General features: G+C 56.5%; 16 protein-coding genes and 1 other RNA gene. 3 read left to right on the top strand and 14 right to left on the bottom strand.

What is annotated here, in order from left to right; genetic code table 11:
• Window positions 1-25: 25 nt before the first annotated feature.
• The 6 genes from queE to POF53_RS21980 are packed head-to-tail and all read right to left on the bottom strand — an operon-like array spanning window position 26 to window position 5,425.
• The gene (gene queE / locus POF53_RS22005) at window positions 26-658 is read right to left on the bottom strand and encodes a 7-carboxy-7-deazaguanine synthase (RefSeq protein WP_279925320.1); all 633 of its coding nucleotides are present in this window, start codon (window positions 656-658) and stop codon (window positions 26-28) included.
• Window positions 655-1,359, bottom strand: a complete 705-nt coding sequence (gene queC, locus POF53_RS22000) for a 7-cyano-7-deazaguanine synthase QueC (RefSeq protein ID WP_498969419.1) — start codon at window positions 1,357-1,359, stop codon at window positions 655-657. Before queC ends, queE begins: the two co-directional genes overlap by 4 nt.
• Before the next feature lie 28 nt (window positions 1,360-1,387).
• The gene (gene dbpB / locus POF53_RS21995; protein ID WP_085694983.1) at window positions 1,388-2,443 is read right to left on the bottom strand and encodes a DGQHR domain-containing protein DpdB; all 1,056 of its coding nucleotides are present in this window, start codon (window positions 2,441-2,443) and stop codon (window positions 1,388-1,390) included.
• Window positions 2,440-3,738 carry a tRNA-guanine transglycosylase DpdA gene (gene dpdA, locus POF53_RS21990; protein WP_085694982.1) on the bottom strand — a complete coding sequence of 433 codons (1,299 nt, stop codon included), beginning with the start codon at window positions 3,736-3,738 and terminating at the stop codon, window positions 2,440-2,442. The genes dbpB (POF53_RS21995) and dpdA overlap by 4 nt, the downstream gene beginning before the upstream one ends.
• A complete protein-coding gene (gene dbpB, locus POF53_RS21985) occupies window positions 3,735-4,856 on the bottom strand; it encodes a DGQHR domain-containing protein DpdB (protein ID WP_347150329.1) in 1,122 nt (373 codons plus the stop codon). Before dbpB (POF53_RS21985) ends, dpdA begins: the two co-directional genes overlap by 4 nt.
• On the bottom strand, window positions 4,853-5,425 hold the full coding sequence (locus tag POF53_RS21980) for a hypothetical protein (RefSeq protein WP_139831512.1): 573 nt from the start codon (window positions 5,423-5,425) through the stop codon (window positions 4,853-4,855). The genes dbpB (POF53_RS21985) and POF53_RS21980 overlap by 4 nt, the downstream gene beginning before the upstream one ends.
• A gap of 543 nt (window positions 5,426-5,968) precedes the next feature.
• Here POF53_RS21980 and dbpB (POF53_RS21975) point away from each other — a divergent pair.
• Window positions 5,969-7,024: a DGQHR domain-containing protein DpdB gene (dbpB, locus tag POF53_RS21975; RefSeq protein WP_498969414.1), complete on the top strand. Its 1,056-nt coding sequence runs from the start codon at window positions 5,969-5,971 to the stop codon at window positions 7,022-7,024.
• Window positions 7,025-7,055: 31 nt separating this feature from the next.
• Window positions 7,056-7,493: a hypothetical protein gene (locus POF53_RS21970; protein ID WP_498969413.1), complete on the top strand. Its 438-nt coding sequence runs from the start codon at window positions 7,056-7,058 to the stop codon at window positions 7,491-7,493.
• A gap of 443 nt (window positions 7,494-7,936) precedes the next feature.
• Here the strand turns inward: POF53_RS21970 and POF53_RS21965 are convergent, their stop codons facing one another.
• Window positions 7,937-8,254: a hypothetical protein gene (locus POF53_RS21965; RefSeq protein ID WP_498969411.1), complete on the bottom strand. Its 318-nt coding sequence runs from the start codon at window positions 8,252-8,254 to the stop codon at window positions 7,937-7,939.
• Window positions 8,255-9,119: 865 nt separating this feature from the next.
• Window positions 9,120-9,458, bottom strand: coding sequence for a YkvA family protein (locus POF53_RS21960; RefSeq protein WP_498969409.1), 339 nt, complete (start codon window positions 9,456-9,458; stop codon window positions 9,120-9,122).
• An 826-nt stretch (window positions 9,459-10,284) separates the two neighbouring features.
• On the opposite strand from POF53_RS21960, the gene POF53_RS21955 reads away from it, so the two are divergent.
• Window positions 10,285-10,509 carry a hypothetical protein gene (locus POF53_RS21955; protein WP_498969407.1) on the top strand — a complete coding sequence of 75 codons (225 nt, stop codon included), beginning with the start codon at window positions 10,285-10,287 and terminating at the stop codon, window positions 10,507-10,509.
• 80 nt (window positions 10,510-10,589) lie between these two features.
• Here the strand turns inward: POF53_RS21955 and ssrA are convergent.
• The 6 genes from ssrA to POF53_RS21925 form a co-directional block, all read right to left on the bottom strand.
• Window positions 10,590-10,979: a transfer-messenger RNA gene (ssrA, locus tag POF53_RS21950) on the bottom strand.
• 105 nt (window positions 10,980-11,084) lie between these two features.
• Window positions 11,085-11,378: a PA2433 domain-containing protein gene (locus tag POF53_RS21945; protein WP_023631557.1), complete on the bottom strand. Its 294-nt coding sequence runs from the start codon at window positions 11,376-11,378 to the stop codon at window positions 11,085-11,087.
• 651 nt (window positions 11,379-12,029) lie between these two features.
• Window positions 12,030-13,385 (bottom strand): acetyl-CoA carboxylase biotin carboxylase subunit, encoded by a 1,356-nt coding sequence (gene accC, locus POF53_RS21940; RefSeq protein WP_046854114.1) that lies wholly within the window; start codon window positions 13,383-13,385, stop codon window positions 12,030-12,032.
• Window positions 13,386-13,402: 17 nt separating this feature from the next.
• A complete protein-coding gene (gene accB / locus POF53_RS21935) occupies window positions 13,403-13,870 on the bottom strand; it encodes an acetyl-CoA carboxylase biotin carboxyl carrier protein (protein ID WP_203650309.1) in 468 nt (155 codons plus the stop codon).
• Between the two features lie 101 nt (window positions 13,871-13,971).
• Window positions 13,972-14,424: a type II 3-dehydroquinate dehydratase gene (gene aroQ / locus POF53_RS21930; RefSeq protein WP_011535870.1), complete on the bottom strand. Its 453-nt coding sequence runs from the start codon at window positions 14,422-14,424 to the stop codon at window positions 13,972-13,974.
• A gap of 177 nt (window positions 14,425-14,601) precedes the next feature.
• Window positions 14,602-16,359: a protein-disulfide reductase DsbD gene (locus tag POF53_RS21925; RefSeq protein WP_498969404.1), complete on the bottom strand. Its 1,758-nt coding sequence runs from the start codon at window positions 16,357-16,359 to the stop codon at window positions 14,602-14,604.
• Window positions 16,360-16,560 lie beyond the last annotated feature (201 nt).

Genomic DNA, 16,560 nt, shown 5'->3' with positions numbered 1-16,560 from the left:
GGAGGGGCAATTGGAGGTGTGGGCATCAGCGGATCTCCAATATTTTGTGTGTTTGCACTGACAGTCGCCACTTGGTATTGGCTTGACAATAGGCAATTGCGGATCGAGTGTTTTGCCGTTGCAATGGACCATCCATTGGTTGTAATAGGTAGTACTTGAAGTCAGTGGCGGTAATGGTGTCGGGCAGCAGTCCCGGTTGTGGGTAGACGAGTTTCAATTCGTCACCGCTTTGCTGTACCCATTCCGTGCCAGCCTTGGGGCTGACACAGATCCAGTCGATACCGGCAGGCGCTGCGATGGTCCCATTTGTCTCAACCGCTACCTCGAAATCTTGGTTATGAAGTGCATTGATCAGGTCCTCATCGACCTGTAGCAACGGTTCACCTCCTGTGAGCACGACATAACGGTGCGCTTGGCCAACTGGCCACTGCGAGCTAATCCGCTCGACCAAGGCCTCCGCGCTCAGGTACTTACCTCCCGAGGTTCCATTTGTACCTACAAAATCGGTGTCACAGAACTGGCATACCGCTTGGGAACGGTCGGCTTCCCGGCCGCTCCAGAGATTGCACCCAGCAAAGCGACAGAATACTGCTGGCCGGCCCGCTCGAAGCCCTTCTCCTTGCAGGGTGTAGAAAATTTCCTTAACGCTGTAGGTCATACGTCGTTATCCCGCTGGAATGCCTCGAAGCCGTTTCGGCGCAATTCGCAAGCTGGGCAGTCATTGCACCCATATCCCCACTCATGTCGATGCTGACGATCGCCTAGGTAACAGGTGTGGGTTTCCTCCTGAACAAACTCGACAAAGCCAAGCCCGCCAAGGTCTTTGGCCAAGTCCCATGTTTGTTTCTTATCCAGCCACATCAAGGGTGTCTCGATAACCAACGGTAAATCCATGCCAAGGCCGAGAGACACCTGCAGCGACTTCAGCGTGTTGTCTCGACAATCTGGATAGCCTGAGTAGTCCGTTTCACACATTCCGCCCACTAGTACGCTAAGTCCTCGTCGATACGCGATGGCGGCAGCAAAGGTGCAGAACAGCAGATTGCGCCCAGGGACAAAAGTGTTGGGAAGCCCGTTCTTCTCAAATTCTATTTCCTTCTCGGCTGTCATCGCTGTATCGCTGATCTGGCCGAGTAACTTGAGATCAAGTACGTAATCATCACCAAGTCGCTTAGCCCAGTTTGGGAACCTGTTACGTATTTCCAACAAGATGTTTATCCGGCACTGGAGTTCTATTTCGTGCCTCTGGCCATAATCAAAGCCAATAGTCTCAACGTACTCGTAGCGCTCTAGCGCCCAGGCAAGGCAGGTTGTGGAGTCTTGCCCGCCTGAAAATAAAACTAAGGCTTTTTTATGCATATTCCCATCCTCGGAACTGGGCGTGTACTTAGCGACGCTTCAATTCGTGCTTAAGCTTTTCGGTCAGGTACTTCGTAAGTAGTCCGATATCAGTAGGGGTGTTTTGGATACCGTTCCAGGGGCGTTGGTCAGTTTCTGAAATATGCCATTCACCACTTGTCCATGCGGTATGAGGTTTCAAAAGTTTGAGGCCTTTGATGAACTCTTCTTTGCTGGCCGAACCTTGCTCGGAGTAAAGCATTTCCATAACGAAACTCAACGATACTAGGCCTGCCCCGTGCTTCAAACGTGAGTTTCTGGGCGCTAGTCCTTCCCACTCCGATCTGAAAACCACGCGCACAGCGTGAAAGAAATTGTTGATGAGTTCGATGCTTCGCCCCTCAAAGTCATCGAATTTCATAAAGCTACGAATGGCGCCGTCGTTAGCAGAGTTCATTACAAACTTCTGCATCGCCATATCGCTTAAAACTCCCTTGGGGTTTGTATGTTGCTTGATCTCGCCAAATAGAGAAGAGTTTGGTAGGAAGTTTAATAGATCAATAATGTGAGCTGCGAATTTGCGACTGGTAAATCTTTCGGGCAAGCCGTCAACAGTTGGTAGAAGTTCATAGATCAGTGACTTTGGAAGCGGTCGCGTATTGTTAACGAGCACAAACTGTTGTCGTAATTCGTTGTAGTCTTTACAAATCAATGCAGATACGAACACCTGGAACCCAGGCTTTTCCATCGTCGCAAGGGCACTGAGTCGTTGTTGGCCATCAACTACAAAGCCTGGCTTGGAATCAGTAGTCTCAATAACGATTTCTACGATGCCTTCACCGAGGTCTTTAATCGTGACTCCATCTAGAAAGGCTAAGATGATCGCGTTAGGGAGCAATGCATCATCGCGTTGAAGGTAGTCGCGAATATCTCTAATGTGCGAGGCAACCTGATGGCGCTGAAAACCCTTAAGATGACCATCCTCATTGCGTCCGACTCTCTCAATTTCAGAAAATTCTAAAATGTCATTTGGAGTGGCCGCGAAAGAAAATACGTCATGCCCGGATGCCTGTTGGGCGCGCACACCCTTGAATCGATAGATCATTGTTTCGAAGATTCCAGAGTTTTCTGAAGGTGGCGGTGATAAACGCCCAGGTTGTGAAACCCGCGTCTTTTGTTTCTGTTACTTGCTCTAAATATAATGGTTTCGATGCCAGTTGACTGGCAAATCGAGCACTGGCATTTTTGCCACGGCTTATCTCTCAATGTGGGTGAGATTAGCCGGATATGTTTTGCTACTTCTTTTTCCATTTCTGCTGGTGATGATATCGATCCCGACAGTGTTAGCCGGAGATAGTCGACTAACACTCCTAGGGTTGAGTCAAAGTCGAGCAGGCCTTTGTCGTACTCACGAATTGCTGATAATGCCGATTTTTCTTTTTTTTGTAGTTCTTCTGCGCTCAGCGTGCCTTTTTTTATTCCCTGCATAAGGCGTGGGTTTTCAATTGCCTGAGGGATGCGGATGGCGGTGTAATAATCCAGTTTGCTTGTTGTGGTGCCCATGTAATAGTTGCATTTTGCATCTTTGAATGCGCGTATGAGGGGGGACGTTGAGTCGAAACTGGTAATGCCATATCCAGTGAATTCATGTATGTTTTCGGCTTTGGCAAAGCCCAGGAGATGAATATTTGTTTCTGGCTTAAGAGTCGCACGAAGCGCTTTCAGAACTTCATGAATTTGATCGACCTTTAGAGGGACTAATCCCCCGATTGCCAAGTAGCGATATCCCATGTCTTCAAGTTGTTTGGCAGCGCTCGCCATGCTCTGTGGAGACCAACCCTGCACTGCTCCTAGAGGCTCAAAGGGCCATCCTGCCTCTTTCACCAGGCGCAGAAATTCTTGCGCATTTTTTAGGGTGATTTCGTACCGAAACAGCACATCTTCCGACTGACTCTCCGCTGGAGGATTGCTGGAGTCGCAGTCGAATATAATGTGGTCCGGCGAGCAACCGTGGGTGAATCCTGCATCTGAGTAAAACTCTACTACCTCGCTTGGGCTATACGCAGGGGTCGGATGCTCTACATAGGCGAAAGCCCCACAGTCACCCAAAACCATAGTGTCTTTGAACTGGACGCCATCGAGTCGTAGAAATTTGCGCACACCCTCTCTCAGGAAACGCTGCTGTTCGGAGGTTGAATACCGAACCTTTGAATTAGCGACCCCATTTGCGGGCCGCACAGCGCTCATCGAAACCAAGAGTCCGTCATAAGGGATAGGGGACATCATTTCGTGCGCATAACGGTCATCCCAGTATCTCTTACGGCCCGGCGCATTTCGATCGTTGATGAAGTCGTAGTCCGGGTCTACATAGTCTTGGGTGTCGGCGTATAAGAATTTCATTGGTGAGCGCTGGTCATATAGAGGCGGATCAAGGTTTCTTGCAGTACCTTGATATCTTGGGGGGTGCTTTGGATTTCATTCCACTGGGCATTAATAATCGGCCACTGACCTGATGTCCATGCACAGTAGGGGGCGACTCTGCTCAGTTCATTTAGTATGGCGTCGTAGGTCTCGTGCTGCCCTCCGATTTTGGCGTAGATTCGATCCATAAGGACGCCCATGGCAATTACCCCTGCAGAGTGCATGAGGCGACTGTTCTTGGACTCAAGTGCCCACGCCTCTGGGAACGTATCGCGGACAGCGCGCCAGAAGGTTGTCAGCAGGTGATACATGGACTCAACGTTAGCTGCACCGTCTCTGCTTGAGGTGTACGGAGCCAATGCCCCCAGCGGATTACTAATGCTGTTCCGGATCATCGTAATGACAGCAGTGTCAGTGATAACTGCTTTGCAATTGTGCTCGGACGACCGCTTTATGAGTTTATAGAAAGGAGAGTTAGGATCACGGCTAAGAAGCCCGCATAACTCAGCCGGAGCTTTGCGAGCACTCAGTTCGCGGGGTAAAAGAATACCGCCCGTCTCTGGCAGTAGTTCATTGATCAGTCGAGTAGGCAAGGGCTTTGCTTTGTTGACCAAAATGAACTGCTCGCGCTGGGTGGTCAGGCTGTCAGATACGAAACCGATCACTGGAACTGGTAGATCTGAATTAGCTGCTTTCGCTAGCGCTATCGAGCGCTGTTGCCCGTCCACGATCCAGGCAGATCTCAAGCCTTCCTCCCTAATAGGGATCGTCAGGGTACCCGCTTGCGAAAGCCCCGCGTCGCCGGTCGGCTTGCTCCCGCGTGCGGCAACGAAGCGTAGGTCCGGAGACAGCGCCAGGATGATTGCGTTGGGGAAGAGCACGTTTCCCTGATTGAGGTACTCGGTAATCCCTTTGACATGGTTTTTAATCTCGGGGCGCTGGAAGCCCTTGAGGGGGCTACTGTCTTCGCGAGAAAGGCGGGTGATGTCAGCAATCCGGACCAGGTCAGATCCTTTGATGAATAATGCGTACACATCAAGGTTGTCGCCTTGAGTGGTGCGTAGTGCACGCACCACAATCGCATTTTCGCTCGTCATGCTTTGCTCTCTATGCTGTCCTGGCATTTGATGTCGCGCCAGATTTTCCGGAAACGCGATTGCTCGCACGAGACCTGGGCCACATCCCTTAGGTAGCGTAACAAGCGGGTGGAGCTGCCTTTGTAGTCGGCCCACACACACTCGAGCATGTAGGCAATTTCACTGTCCGATGCCCGCCGTCGGACAGTCATTTTGGCTGGCGATAAATCATTCATCGCTTCGGAGACGGCCTTACGAGCGACTTCTGCAGGAGCACTCGACAGTTCAAGAACCTCAACGAAGTGACGCATGGCTCTCTGAGGGAAATCATTGCGAGTGCCTGGTAGTGTTGAGCCTTCAAGGCGTTCGTCATAGGGCATCGCCATGCTTCGCAAGCGACGGGGAAGCATCTCAATGCCTGGGCGCGAAGTGAATATCCTGACCTTGTCGATGTGTGCATCCTCTATTTTTTCGAGGTCTGCAGCTATCAACTGAACGTAGCTTGAAGTAAGTGCGATCAGCGTTAAATCGATGTCTGGATGGCTGACGAGATCAGCTAGGGCGCTTGCTCTTTCACGGGTGCCATTCACGGCTTCCCACCAGTCTGACGCGCGGAGCCCCCATTTTTGGAGGTGTGGGATGATAGAATTCGGATCTTGAGACACAGTCAGGTCGTAGGGCGGACACTTATGTTCGCTCTCAACCAACCCTAAGCCTGTCGACGCGAACATTAGCCTCGCTCCCAGCCTCGTAGCGACGCACTTCGCGTCGGAAACGCTCCTACCCAGGTAAAGTGAAGATGCCGTCTGAGTGGCAGGACGCTCGTCGACTCGCTCCTTCCACGCTTGCGCCATAGCTGCAAGCGATGGGTAGCATTCGTCGCTCAGCACCACCGAGGGCAGGCCATCAAGGCGCTTTCGATTGGTGCAGTTGGTAATGATGACGGTTCTCATACGAAAAACTGCAAACCTTTGTGGTGATGGTTCTGCATTTATCTGTGGTCGCTAATTTAGCATTGAATAACTGCTTAGGCCATGAAAATTGTCTGGTTTTTGTGCGTTTAGGTTGGTATAAGGGCCTGAAAAGTGCTGTTGCCCCTCTGTTGGAGGGCGCTCAAAGAAGGAATAGTTTCATTGCTTAAGTTCAGCGCAATCAAGGCCTTACAGAGCCAAAGCCACCAGGTGGTATCGTTTGCGGCGACGGTTGAGCAAATTTTGGCGATCGCTAGCATCGACCGAGTCAAGCGTGATGATCGTGGAATTCTTAATGGATTCCAGCGGCCTCAGGTGTCCAAACACATACGAGAGATCCGCGATTACCTGACTCGTCCAGATGCGGTAATGCCCAATTCAGTGGTGCTAGCGTTCACCGGTGGAGTAAAGGTGGTTGAGGGGACTGGGGCTTATGCAGAAATTGAGGTGGACATTTCATCCGGTCCACCTGGGTTCGTTGTAGATGGGCAGCAGCGTCTTTCTGCGTTAGCTGGGATCGAAGGAAGTTCGTTCCAGTTACTCGTTTCCGCCCTTGTCTGTAAGAGTCAGGAAGAACTTCGTCGGCAATTTATTCTAGTCAATAATACAAGTCCACTGCCAAAATCTTTGGTTTACGAACTGCTTCCAGGAGTGAGTGGTCTTCCACTTAGAATGACTTCCCGCTCCCGAGCTGCTCGTATCGTGGAGATGCTGAATTATGACGATAGGTCTTCGTTGCAAGGGCAAATAAAGCAGCATACAAACCCTCTGGGCGTATTAGGTGATACTTCGCTTCAAAAGTTGGTGATGAACTCCCTTTCCGACGGCTACTGCCGAGAGGTTATTGAGTTGTCGGGCGGCGAAGATCTTTGCTTTTTAGCTATTAGCGAATTTTTCCAGGCGGTCCAAGAAGTATTTGGAGATGCTTGGCATGGACATACGCCAAAAAGTTCGCGCCTCGTCCATAGTGCAGGGATTATCTCTATGGGGTTCGTCATGGAACAGTTGTGTGCTACAGGAGTACCATTGGCTCCAGTGTTTAAGTTGGGTCTGAAAAAACTGCAAGGCTATACTGCTTGGACGTCTGGTTCGGGGGATTGGTTTTTCAAAACTGGCAACCGGCCGTGGAATGGAATCCAAAATCTACATGGTGACATTCATCTCCTGACTGATCATTTGACTAGGGTGCTCAGGAGTTCGGAGCTAATAGCTAGTTGAAGAGTAGATGCTGCCAATTTTTGGAGGTGTTATGACTGTGTTAAAGTCCTCAAGTAGATCTGCAGCACTGGACAGTGAAGTTAGTGTAAAGGAATTCTCAGAGCTTATTCTTCATTTGTCCATGGCTTTTCAGGAGGCATTGAGAAAGCTGGCAGGGCAAGATGCGGCTTTCCCTTCCGAAGGTTATGGTATGTTGACTGAAGCGTATGGATTACGGACGCGTGCGAACATTCTCTACTTGACGCCTTCCACGCATGTGGTCCAAGGTTTGAATTTTACTCAAGCGACTATGCTCGAGAAGTTTGAAGAGGTATTGAATTGCCTGGGTAATGTAACTGATTTACATGTCGTTAACTCTATGTTGGTTTCCGTGGTTACTATTGCTTCAGCACTGGGTGATGGGCGAGCTAAAGTTGTAGAGTTCTTGTTCGATAATTTGTGTTGTGATCTTGATTCATGGAAGGCTTGACGCGGCGGGTTGCCGGGAGAGGTGGGGCTGTTCTTGAGGGTTCTTGTCTATGTATCAAATTTTTAAGGTGATTACAGGAGTTCTCAATTATACGGCCTTGCTGGCGGCGAAGACTTTACTTTGACTAAACGTTTGAGTGTGGCTAAATCAAGCAAGCTCAAGTGCAGTAAGTCAGAGGAGTTCCTTTGAGTCTTTGCCTAGGCGTTTGCATACCAGTAGGGCAGTGAGCCGATAATAGTAGTGGCTGTGATCGGAATGATTCTGCAGGTGTTGAGTAAGAAACCAGCGTAGATGTTTGAGTTGCCAAGTCCAAGGATTGTCTCGCTGCCATCTCCGTTGGATGGCGGCCTGCATGATTCGCGCTTGCCGTAGATGTCGTTGCTGGGTGCTCTTCGAGCCGCCCAATACTCCGCTGAGGAACAGCGCCATATCAAAGGGTTTGCTCATGATCGGCCACCAATGTAGGCCGACACCACATCAATCCGGTAGTGTCCAAGTTCAAGGCTGATTTGTTGACGCGCCCACTGATCAAGATCGCGGTCGATGTGGTAGCCGTGGCCATCATTGACTGGTGCAGCACGGCTGGTGAGTTGCACGTAACGTTCGCAAGCGTAGGCCGCGCGCAGTTCATGGAAGCCCTTTATGCCGTGCTTGTGCAGAATTTCGCGAGCGGGGAGCACCGCCCGTTGTAAGAACGCGGCGTAGGTTTCGGCCCGGTGCAGTAAGTTGTGGTTGCCGATCGATGACGCGTTGCGCGCCAATAGGAGTGATGCTTTGACCTCTTCATTGGCTATGATCCAACGCGGCGCTGGTGCCCCGCTTCGCCCACCTTTGGTGCCGTCCTGGATATTGATCCGAACATGCAGTTCGGCCGGTGCAAGCGTGGCAGGTTCGCCAGGATTGCTTCGCGCAGGGCATACCGGTAGTCCGGGCCAGCATGATGATAGCGGCCATCCGTTACCGGTGGGCGGGTGGAGGCAGCAATGGCTGACGAGACCAGCACCTGGAGATCCTGAGTCGGGTGAAAACAGCGATACGATGACCGGGGCATGCCTGACTGTTAGTCAGGTGCAGTCCACCGTGGTCTGCGGCACCATCACCTACATGGTTGTTGCTGGTGACATCGGTGTTTGTCACGCCGATTGTCACGAGGGGGATTGCCGCAAGGACATGTACGATCAGGGCTGCAGCAGTGGTAGAAGTGCCCGTCTCTTTCCTGAAGAAAGAAACAGGCACAGGTTGGCGCAATAGTCGGCCAAGCGGATAGGTTTCTGCAGGGCAGCGAGGTACGGTGTGTCTGGCGCACGAGCGCCATATGTTTAAGTACATCCATCACATGGGTAGTGACCGGGCGAACTGCCAGATGCGAATCGCCCTTGGGGAGAATCACTGCGGGAGCGGCCTGACCTTGAAGGTTCGGGCCACCTGAGGTGCTGCAATCGACAGCGCTTGCACGGGCCAGTGAATAAACCTGGCCAAGGGGCGAAATTCAACGCTACTTTGGGATTGAAGGTAGGTTATTTACCGGTGGGATTCCATGGTAAACCCTTGAAAGCGTCGTAGCTTTCAGTTCTTCAGCAAGGGCCTTACCCAATGCGAACCCCCAGGGTAAGGCTGCCAATTAAATCAGGAAAACCACTGCTTCAGCGTTTCCTTCGCCCTAGCGACATGCTCAGGCTTGATGTAGGCGGCAGTCGCTGCCAATGCCGCGCACAGCACGCCGATATCATCGGAATAGCCAACGATTGGGGTGATGTCGGGTATGGCGTCGATCGGCGAAATGAAGTAGCCGAGTGCACCGTAGATGGTGGTCTTGGCCCATTTTGGCGTTTCCGAGTCCGTGGCGGAGTAGTACATCTTCAGCGCCGGCTCCAGCGCGGACTCACCTGCAGCCTTCGCATAGCCTTTAACTTTGTCCCAGAACGACTCGTCTGAATAATCCTTTTCAAATGCCTTGTCTGACATGGTCTGTGCTCTACGAATTGTATGTGTTTACGATGATTTTCTGATCGGCGTGATCGGGGATGGTCTTCCGAAAACATGGGTGGCGCACCTAGGAGCGACCGAATGGCTTAGGCAGCCGACCTGAGTCTGATTGTGGCACTTTGCTACTGCTCTTGACCATGGTCGGGCAGAAGATGGGTTTGCTCTCCGACGAAATCCACGTTATGCGTGCCGATCGGACCAAGGTCATGATCACCACCGCTCGTTTACCGCTGCATAGAGATCAAGCGAACAACCAATTGGGACGTCCAAGCGCCCATGGCCTGATCTGGTTCATGACTGAGTTGTGGTCACGGGCACAGCCCCATGCGTCAGCGCCACCCGGGCGTTTCCTTTCCTCCAAGCTTTTAGGAAATGTCCCACCGCGCCATCTATTGCGAACAGATCCGCCCTAAGGCTACATTCCCCAAGTCGCAGCAAAATCTGCGACCAGGTGTAGGAACCTGCTGGTAAACTTGGCGCTCGCACTAGGCGCCCCATCACAACGGCTGGCGCCTTTTTTGTGCCCGCTGCGATGTCATGGCGGCTGTGTGTGGGCAGGCTTCGGCCTGGCCGGGTTCCAAGTTTCCCGGTATTCCTACCCCACACATAGCTGCCACCCAATCCCGTAGGAAGGATCGTGGTAGCTCCAATCTCAAACTTGGAGTCTCATGCATGCTTATTCGCATTCTGAGCAGGATCCTCGTATCCGCTCTCCGCCGCCCAGCCCCTGCGGCCACCCCATCCCCAACATTTTACCCGATCGACAGCCAGTCCCTCGCCGAACGTACCAAGCGGGAGGTGTCCCATGACTGAGCGTGAACGCCTGTCCACCCTCCAGAGCTACGTCTGGACCCTCGAACTGCTTGGCGAGGCGCTGGTCCAGCATGACGAAGTCCTGGAGTGCGAGCACAACCCGCAGCTGAGCTTTCGCAACACGGCGGGGATTCACCAGGCGATCCGGATCATCAGCCGTTTGGCCAGCGAGCAGTTCAGCAAGCTGGAGGCGATGAAGGAAGAGGGGGAGAGGTGACGACGCGGTGTCGGTGCCGCTGAGGCACTGAATCCCAGGCACAAAAAAAGACGCCCATTGGGCGTCTTCTTTTTAGGATTTGGTGGAGCCGGGGGGATTTGAACCCCCGTCCGCCAGTACTCCGCTGTCGGTACTACATGCTTAGCCGTGTCTACTGATTTAATCCGCAGCCGCCCGACGGGCAGGGTGCTTTGGATGAGTTGGGTAAGTTTTAGTCGCTTCGCCCCCAACGTGCTGCACGACGATCCTGTTCTGTATGACAATCATTTCGGGTTTACAGGCATCCCCTGATGATTGCTGGACCCGAAGGTACCAGGAGTGCATGTCAGCTGCAATTAAGCAGCGAGAGCAGCACCGTATTGGTCGTCATTGGCAACTATAGAAAGTTGCAACAGTGGATTTACGAGTTCTGTTACCAACTCGGCATGCACCTAGAGTTTCGCTACCGGCGTCGAATCCTAATCGGCCCCACACTCAGCTCTAGCTGAACGTGCCTTTCAGCACGCAAGGCCGAGTATACGCGCTAACGCGGGCGGCGTCGACTGATGGTTCCACCGCCCGCATTCGCGCCGGGCTCAGGTACCGCTGCCACCGGCCGAGCCGCTGCCTTTCTCGGTCTTCTCCAGGCGCTCGAGCACCTTGCTGGTGATGGCGATGCATTCCTTGGTGTCGCCTTTTGCCTGGGCGGCCTTGGCCTGGTCCACATGCTCGGTGATGGCCTTGTCCAGGCCTTCGGAGGTGGCGCCGGCGGTGGCCATGCTGTCGTCGATCTTCTGCAGGTTCATGGCGCACAGGTCGTCGGCGGCGAACACAGGCGAGGCCAGCAGGGTGGCGGCCGCGAACAGGGCGGATAGCGCAGTGCCTTTCATGGGAGTCTCCTTGTGAGGCCTCGGGGAGGTGGGCCTGATCGGTGGACTGCGTGGGTTTGGGTGGGGTTCCATTGGGTTGGTGGGGTGATGGCCTGAGGCATGTGCGATACCTGTAGGCGATCGCCCAGCCCTTGGGTGCCGCGCTGTCGAGCAGGGAACAGAGTTCCTGCGTGGGAGTGGGCTTGCCCCGCGATGCGGTGTTTGGCACCGGCTTTGCCGGTGATCGCGGGGCAAGCCCGCTCCCACGCTGCCTCAGTCCAATCAAAGAATTATGTTTTTTGCCATGAGAGATCGCCCAGTCTTTTGGGGCTGCGCTGTCGCGCAGGGAACTGTTATCTCTGTGGGAGCGGGCTTGACCCGCGAACACCGGCGGAGCCGGTGCCATACACCGCGCTGGATTCTTCGCGGGTAAACCCGCTCCCACAGGGGCAGGCTAAATCACTGGGTATAGGAGCGGCCTTGTGCGCGAAAGGGGGGCGTAGCGGCCCGGGGCATTAGTGTAGATGTACAGATCGCCAGGGCCGCTTTGCGGCCCTTTCCGGCCGGTCCGACGCCTCGGCAAGGCCGCTCCTACAGCGACCGAGCAGGCCTTCTGAAGGGCAATAAAAAACCCCGGCACGGGGCCGGGGCTTTTTCATCACGCTAACGCGATCACTCCTGGTTGGCCAGTTTGTGCTCGAGGTAGTGGATGTTGACGCCGCCTTTGCAGAAACCTTCATCACGCACCAGGTCGCGGTGCAGCGGGATGTTGGTCTTGATGCCGTCGACGACGATCTCGTCCAGGGCATTGCGCATGCGCGCCATGGCTTCGTCGCGGTCCTTGCCGTAGGTGATCAGCTTGCCGATCAACGAATCGTAGTTCGGCGGAACCGAGTAGCCGCTGTACAGGTGCGAATCGACGCGCACGCCGTTGCCGCCCGGGGCGTGGAAGTGCTTCACCTTGCCTGGGCTCGGGATGAACTTCTTCGGGTCTTCGGCGTTGATCCGGCACTCCAGCGAGTGACCGCGGATCACCACGTCTTCCTGGCGGAACGACAGCTTGTTGCCAGCGGCGATGCTCAGCATCTCCTTGACGATGTCGATGCCGGTGACCATTTCCGAAACCGGGTGCTCGACCTGGACGCGGGTGTTCATCTCGATGAAGTAGAAGCGGCCGTTCTCGTACAGGAACTCGAAGGTACCAGCACCGCGGTAGCCGATCTCGATGCACGCGTCGACGCAACGCTTGAAGACTTCCTGACGGGCCTTCTCGTCGATGCCCGGGGCCGGGGCTTCTTCCAGGACCTTCTGGTGACGGCGCTGCAGCGAGCAGTCACGGTCGCCCAGGTGCACGGCGTTGCCCTGGCCGTCGGACAGTACCTGGACTTCCACGTGACGTGGGTTGGTCAGGAACTTCTCCAGGTAGACCATCGGGTTGCCGAACGCGGCACCGGCTTCGGTACGGGTCAGCTTGGCCGATTCGATCAGGTCTTCTTCCTTGTGCACCACACGCATGCCGCGACCACCGCCGCCGCCAGCGGCCTTGATGATCACCGGGTAACCGACCTCGCGGGCGATCGCCAGCGCGGTTTCCGGGTCTTCCGGCAGCGGGCCGTCGGAGCCCGGCACGGTCGGTACGCCCGACTTGATCATCGCGTCCTTGGCCGACACCTTGTCGCCCATCAGGCGAATGGTGTCGGCTTTCGGGCCGATGAAGATGTAGCCGGAATTTTCCACCTGCTCGGCAAAATCGGCGTTTTCCGCGAGGAAGCCGTAGCCTGGGTGGATGGCGGTGGCACCTGTCACTTCGGCGGCGGCGATGATCGCCGGGATGTGCAGGTAGGAGTCCTTGGACGATGCAGGGCCGATGCAGACCGACTCGTCTGCCAGGCCCAGGTGCATCAGTTCACGGTCGGCCGTGGAGTGCACGGCGACGGTCTTGATGCCCAGCTCTTTGCAGGCACGCAGGATCCGCAGGGCAATTTCCCCACGGTTGGCGATCAGGACTTTTTCAAGTTTCCCAGACATCGTTGGTTCTCCGCGAATCAAACGATGGTGAACAGCGGCTGGTCGTACTCAACCGGCTGGCCGTCTTCCACGAGGATGGCGTCGATCACACCGCCGATGTCGGATTCGATGTGGTTCATCATCTTCATGGCTTCGACGATGCACAGGGTGTCGCCTTTCTTCACGGCCTGGCCGACTTCGGCGTAGTTTGGCGAAGTTGGCGAAGGCTTGCGGTAGAAGGTACCGACCATTGGCGAGCGAACCACGGTGCCTTTCAGGGCCGGAGCAGCGGCAGCGGCTTCAGCGGCTGGAGCGGCGGCGGCAACAGGTGCAGCAGCGGCAACCGGAGCGGCCATCGGGGCCGGGGCGGCGAAGTACTGGGCGCCGGCCGGGGTCTTGCTGTGACGGCTGATGCGAACGGACTCTTCGCCTTCCTTGATCTCCAGTTCGTCGATGCCAGACTCTTCCAGCAGTTCGATCAGCTTCTTGACTTTACGGATATCCATTAATCATCAACTCCCAAGGTTCGGTCGGGGACGTATTTTTAAAACGTGTCGAAAACGTTTCTTCATGAGCCTCGGCCCGAAGGGGCCAAGGCCTTGTGTCATCAGGGCTGTGCGTTGGCAGCCAGGTGTTCCAGCGCGGACTCCAGGGCCAGCCGGTAACCGGTGGCACCGAGACCGCAGATCACCCCTACGGCAACATCGGAAAAGTAGGAGTGGTGGCGGAACGGTTCACGCTTGTGCACGTTCGAGAGGTGCACTTCGATGAATGGGATGCTCACCGCGAGCAATGCGTCACGTAATGCGACGCTGGTGTGGGTGAAAGCGGCCGGATTGATCAGGATGAAGTCCACGCCTTCGTTGCGCGCGGCATGGATGCGGTCGATCAATTCGTATTCGGCATTGCTCTGCAGGTATTGCAGATGGTGGCCGGCGGCGCGGGCGCGCTGCTCCAGGTCCTGATTGATCTGGGCCAGGGTGGCGGCGCCATAGTGGCCCGGTTCGCGGGTCCCGAGCAGGTTCAGGTTGGGGCCGTGCAGCACCAGTAGGGTTGCCATCTGCGATTCCTTGGTTTTGTAGGGCAATTCGACATAGCGCGGCGACTATGCCGCAAGCGGCGCTGAGTGTCCAGTTCCCGGCAATAGCCAGCACGATGTCCGAGATTCGCGCAAAGTATGTGACCAGATGATTAAGTCTGGTCACCGCTGCGGGGTTTTTTCACTGGACGCGGGAAGTTATAGCCCGAGTTGGCCGCGCACGCGCGTCAATACCTGGGCGAAATCGCCGGCGTTTATCTCGCCGATGACCCGATCGGTGGTCATTTCGCTGCCGTTCGCGGCAAAGAACATCAGCGCGGGAGGGCCGAACAGCCGGTAGCGGTCGAGCAGGGCGCGTTGTTCGGCGTTGCTCTCGGTGATATCGAAGCGCAGCAGGCGGAAGGTGCTCAGTTGCGGCAGGACCTGCGGCGCATTGAGCACTTCGTGCTCGATCACCTTGCAGCTGATGCACCAGTCGGCGTACCAGTCGAGCAGCACCGGCTGGCCGGCGGCCTTGGCCTCGGCCAGGGCGGCGTCGAGGGCGGCGGGGGTGGTGAGGGTCTGCCAGGCGTCGGCCTTGGTCGGCGCGACGCCGCCGGCCGCAATCGGTGGCGGTAGCGGACGCAGCGGATCGCCCTGGCCGCTCAGGGCGCCATACCAGCAGGCCAGGGCGTACATCAGCAGCGCCAGGCCCAGCAGTTGCGCCAGGCGCTGGCGTGGGGTCTTGACCACGAACTCCAGGGCGCCGAGGAACAGCGCCACGCCGGCGGCCAGCAGGCCGACCAGCAGCAGGGTGGCCGGCCCCGGCAGCACGCGGCTGAGCAGGCCGATGGCCAGGCCCAGCAGCAGCACGCCGATGGCGTTCTTCACCGTATTCATCCATGGCCCGCTCTTCGGCAGCCAGGCCGCGCCGCCGGTGGCCACCAGCAACAGCGGCGCGCCCATGCCCAGGCCCAGGGCGAACAGTTTCAGCGCGCCGCCCAGGGCGTCGCCGCTGGCGCTGATGTACAGCAAGGCGCCGGCCAGCGGCGCCGACACGCAGGGCGAGACCAGCAGGCTGGAGAGCACGCCGAGCACCGCCGCGCCGAGCAGCGAGCCACCTTTGGTGCGGTGGGCGAGGTTGTCCAGGCGGCTGCTCAGGGCCTGTGGGAGCTTGATGTCGAACAGGCCGAACATGGCCAGGGCGAACAGCACGAAGAACGCGGCAAACGGCACCAGCACCCAGGCCGATTGCAGGCGCGCCTGCAGGTTCAGGCCGGCGCCGAACAGGCCCATCAGCGCGCCGAGCACGGCGAAGCTGGCCGCCATCGGCAGCACGTAGGCCAGTGACAGCGACAGCCCGCGCAGGCCGCCGATCTGGCCGCGCAGGACCACGCCGGAAAGGATCGGCAGCATCGGCAGCACGCACGGGGTGAAGGTCAGGCCGACCCCGGCGAGGAAGAACAGCAGCAGCGATTTCCAGGTCCAGCCCTGCTCGGCGGTTGCCGGCAGCGGGGCGCCTTGGCCGTCGATGCTCAGCCGCGCGGTTTCCGGCGGATAGCACAGGCCCTTGTCGGCGCAGCCCTGGTAGCCCACCAGCAGGGTGAAGGCGCGCGGGTCGTTGCGTGGCAGCTCGATGTCGAGCACGCCGTGATAGACCTCGACGTCGCCGAAGAACTCGTCGTGCTTGGCCTCGCCCTTGGGGATGTCCGGCGCGCCCAGGCGGATATCCGCGGGCTCGGTGCGGAACTGGAAGCGGTGGCGGTAGAGGTAGTAGCCGTCGGTGGCGACGAAGCGCAGCTTGACGGTCTGGGCATCGGCCTGGACCAGGCTGAGCTTGAAGGCTTCGTGCACCGGCAGGAAGTCGGCGCTGTTGGAGGCGGCGCCGAGGGTGGCGCTGGGGCGGTTGTCGAGCAGGCCCGTGGCGAAGACGGGGCTGGCCAGCAGCAGGAGCAGCAGGAAAAACAGGCGGTGCATGGCGGACTCGCGAGGTGGAACGTGGCGGGCATGATAGCGGAGTTGGCCGAAATTGGGGCCGCTTTGCGGCCCATCGCGGCACAAGGCCGCTCCTACAGAGATGCGCGAACCCTGTAGGAGATCGCCCAGCCCTCCGGGCTACGCTGTCGCGCAGGGAACAGAGTTCCAGCGTGGGGGGGGGGGGGGGGCCGCCGCCCCCCC

Source organism: Mitsuaria sp. RG, from assembly GCF_028369275.1.
Lineage (GTDB): Bacteria > Pseudomonadota > Gammaproteobacteria > Pseudomonadales > Pseudomonadaceae > Aquipseudomonas > Aquipseudomonas peradeniyensis.
The sequence above is the reverse complement of the archived record's forward strand: the minus strand, read 5'-3'. Positions and strand labels throughout refer to the sequence as shown.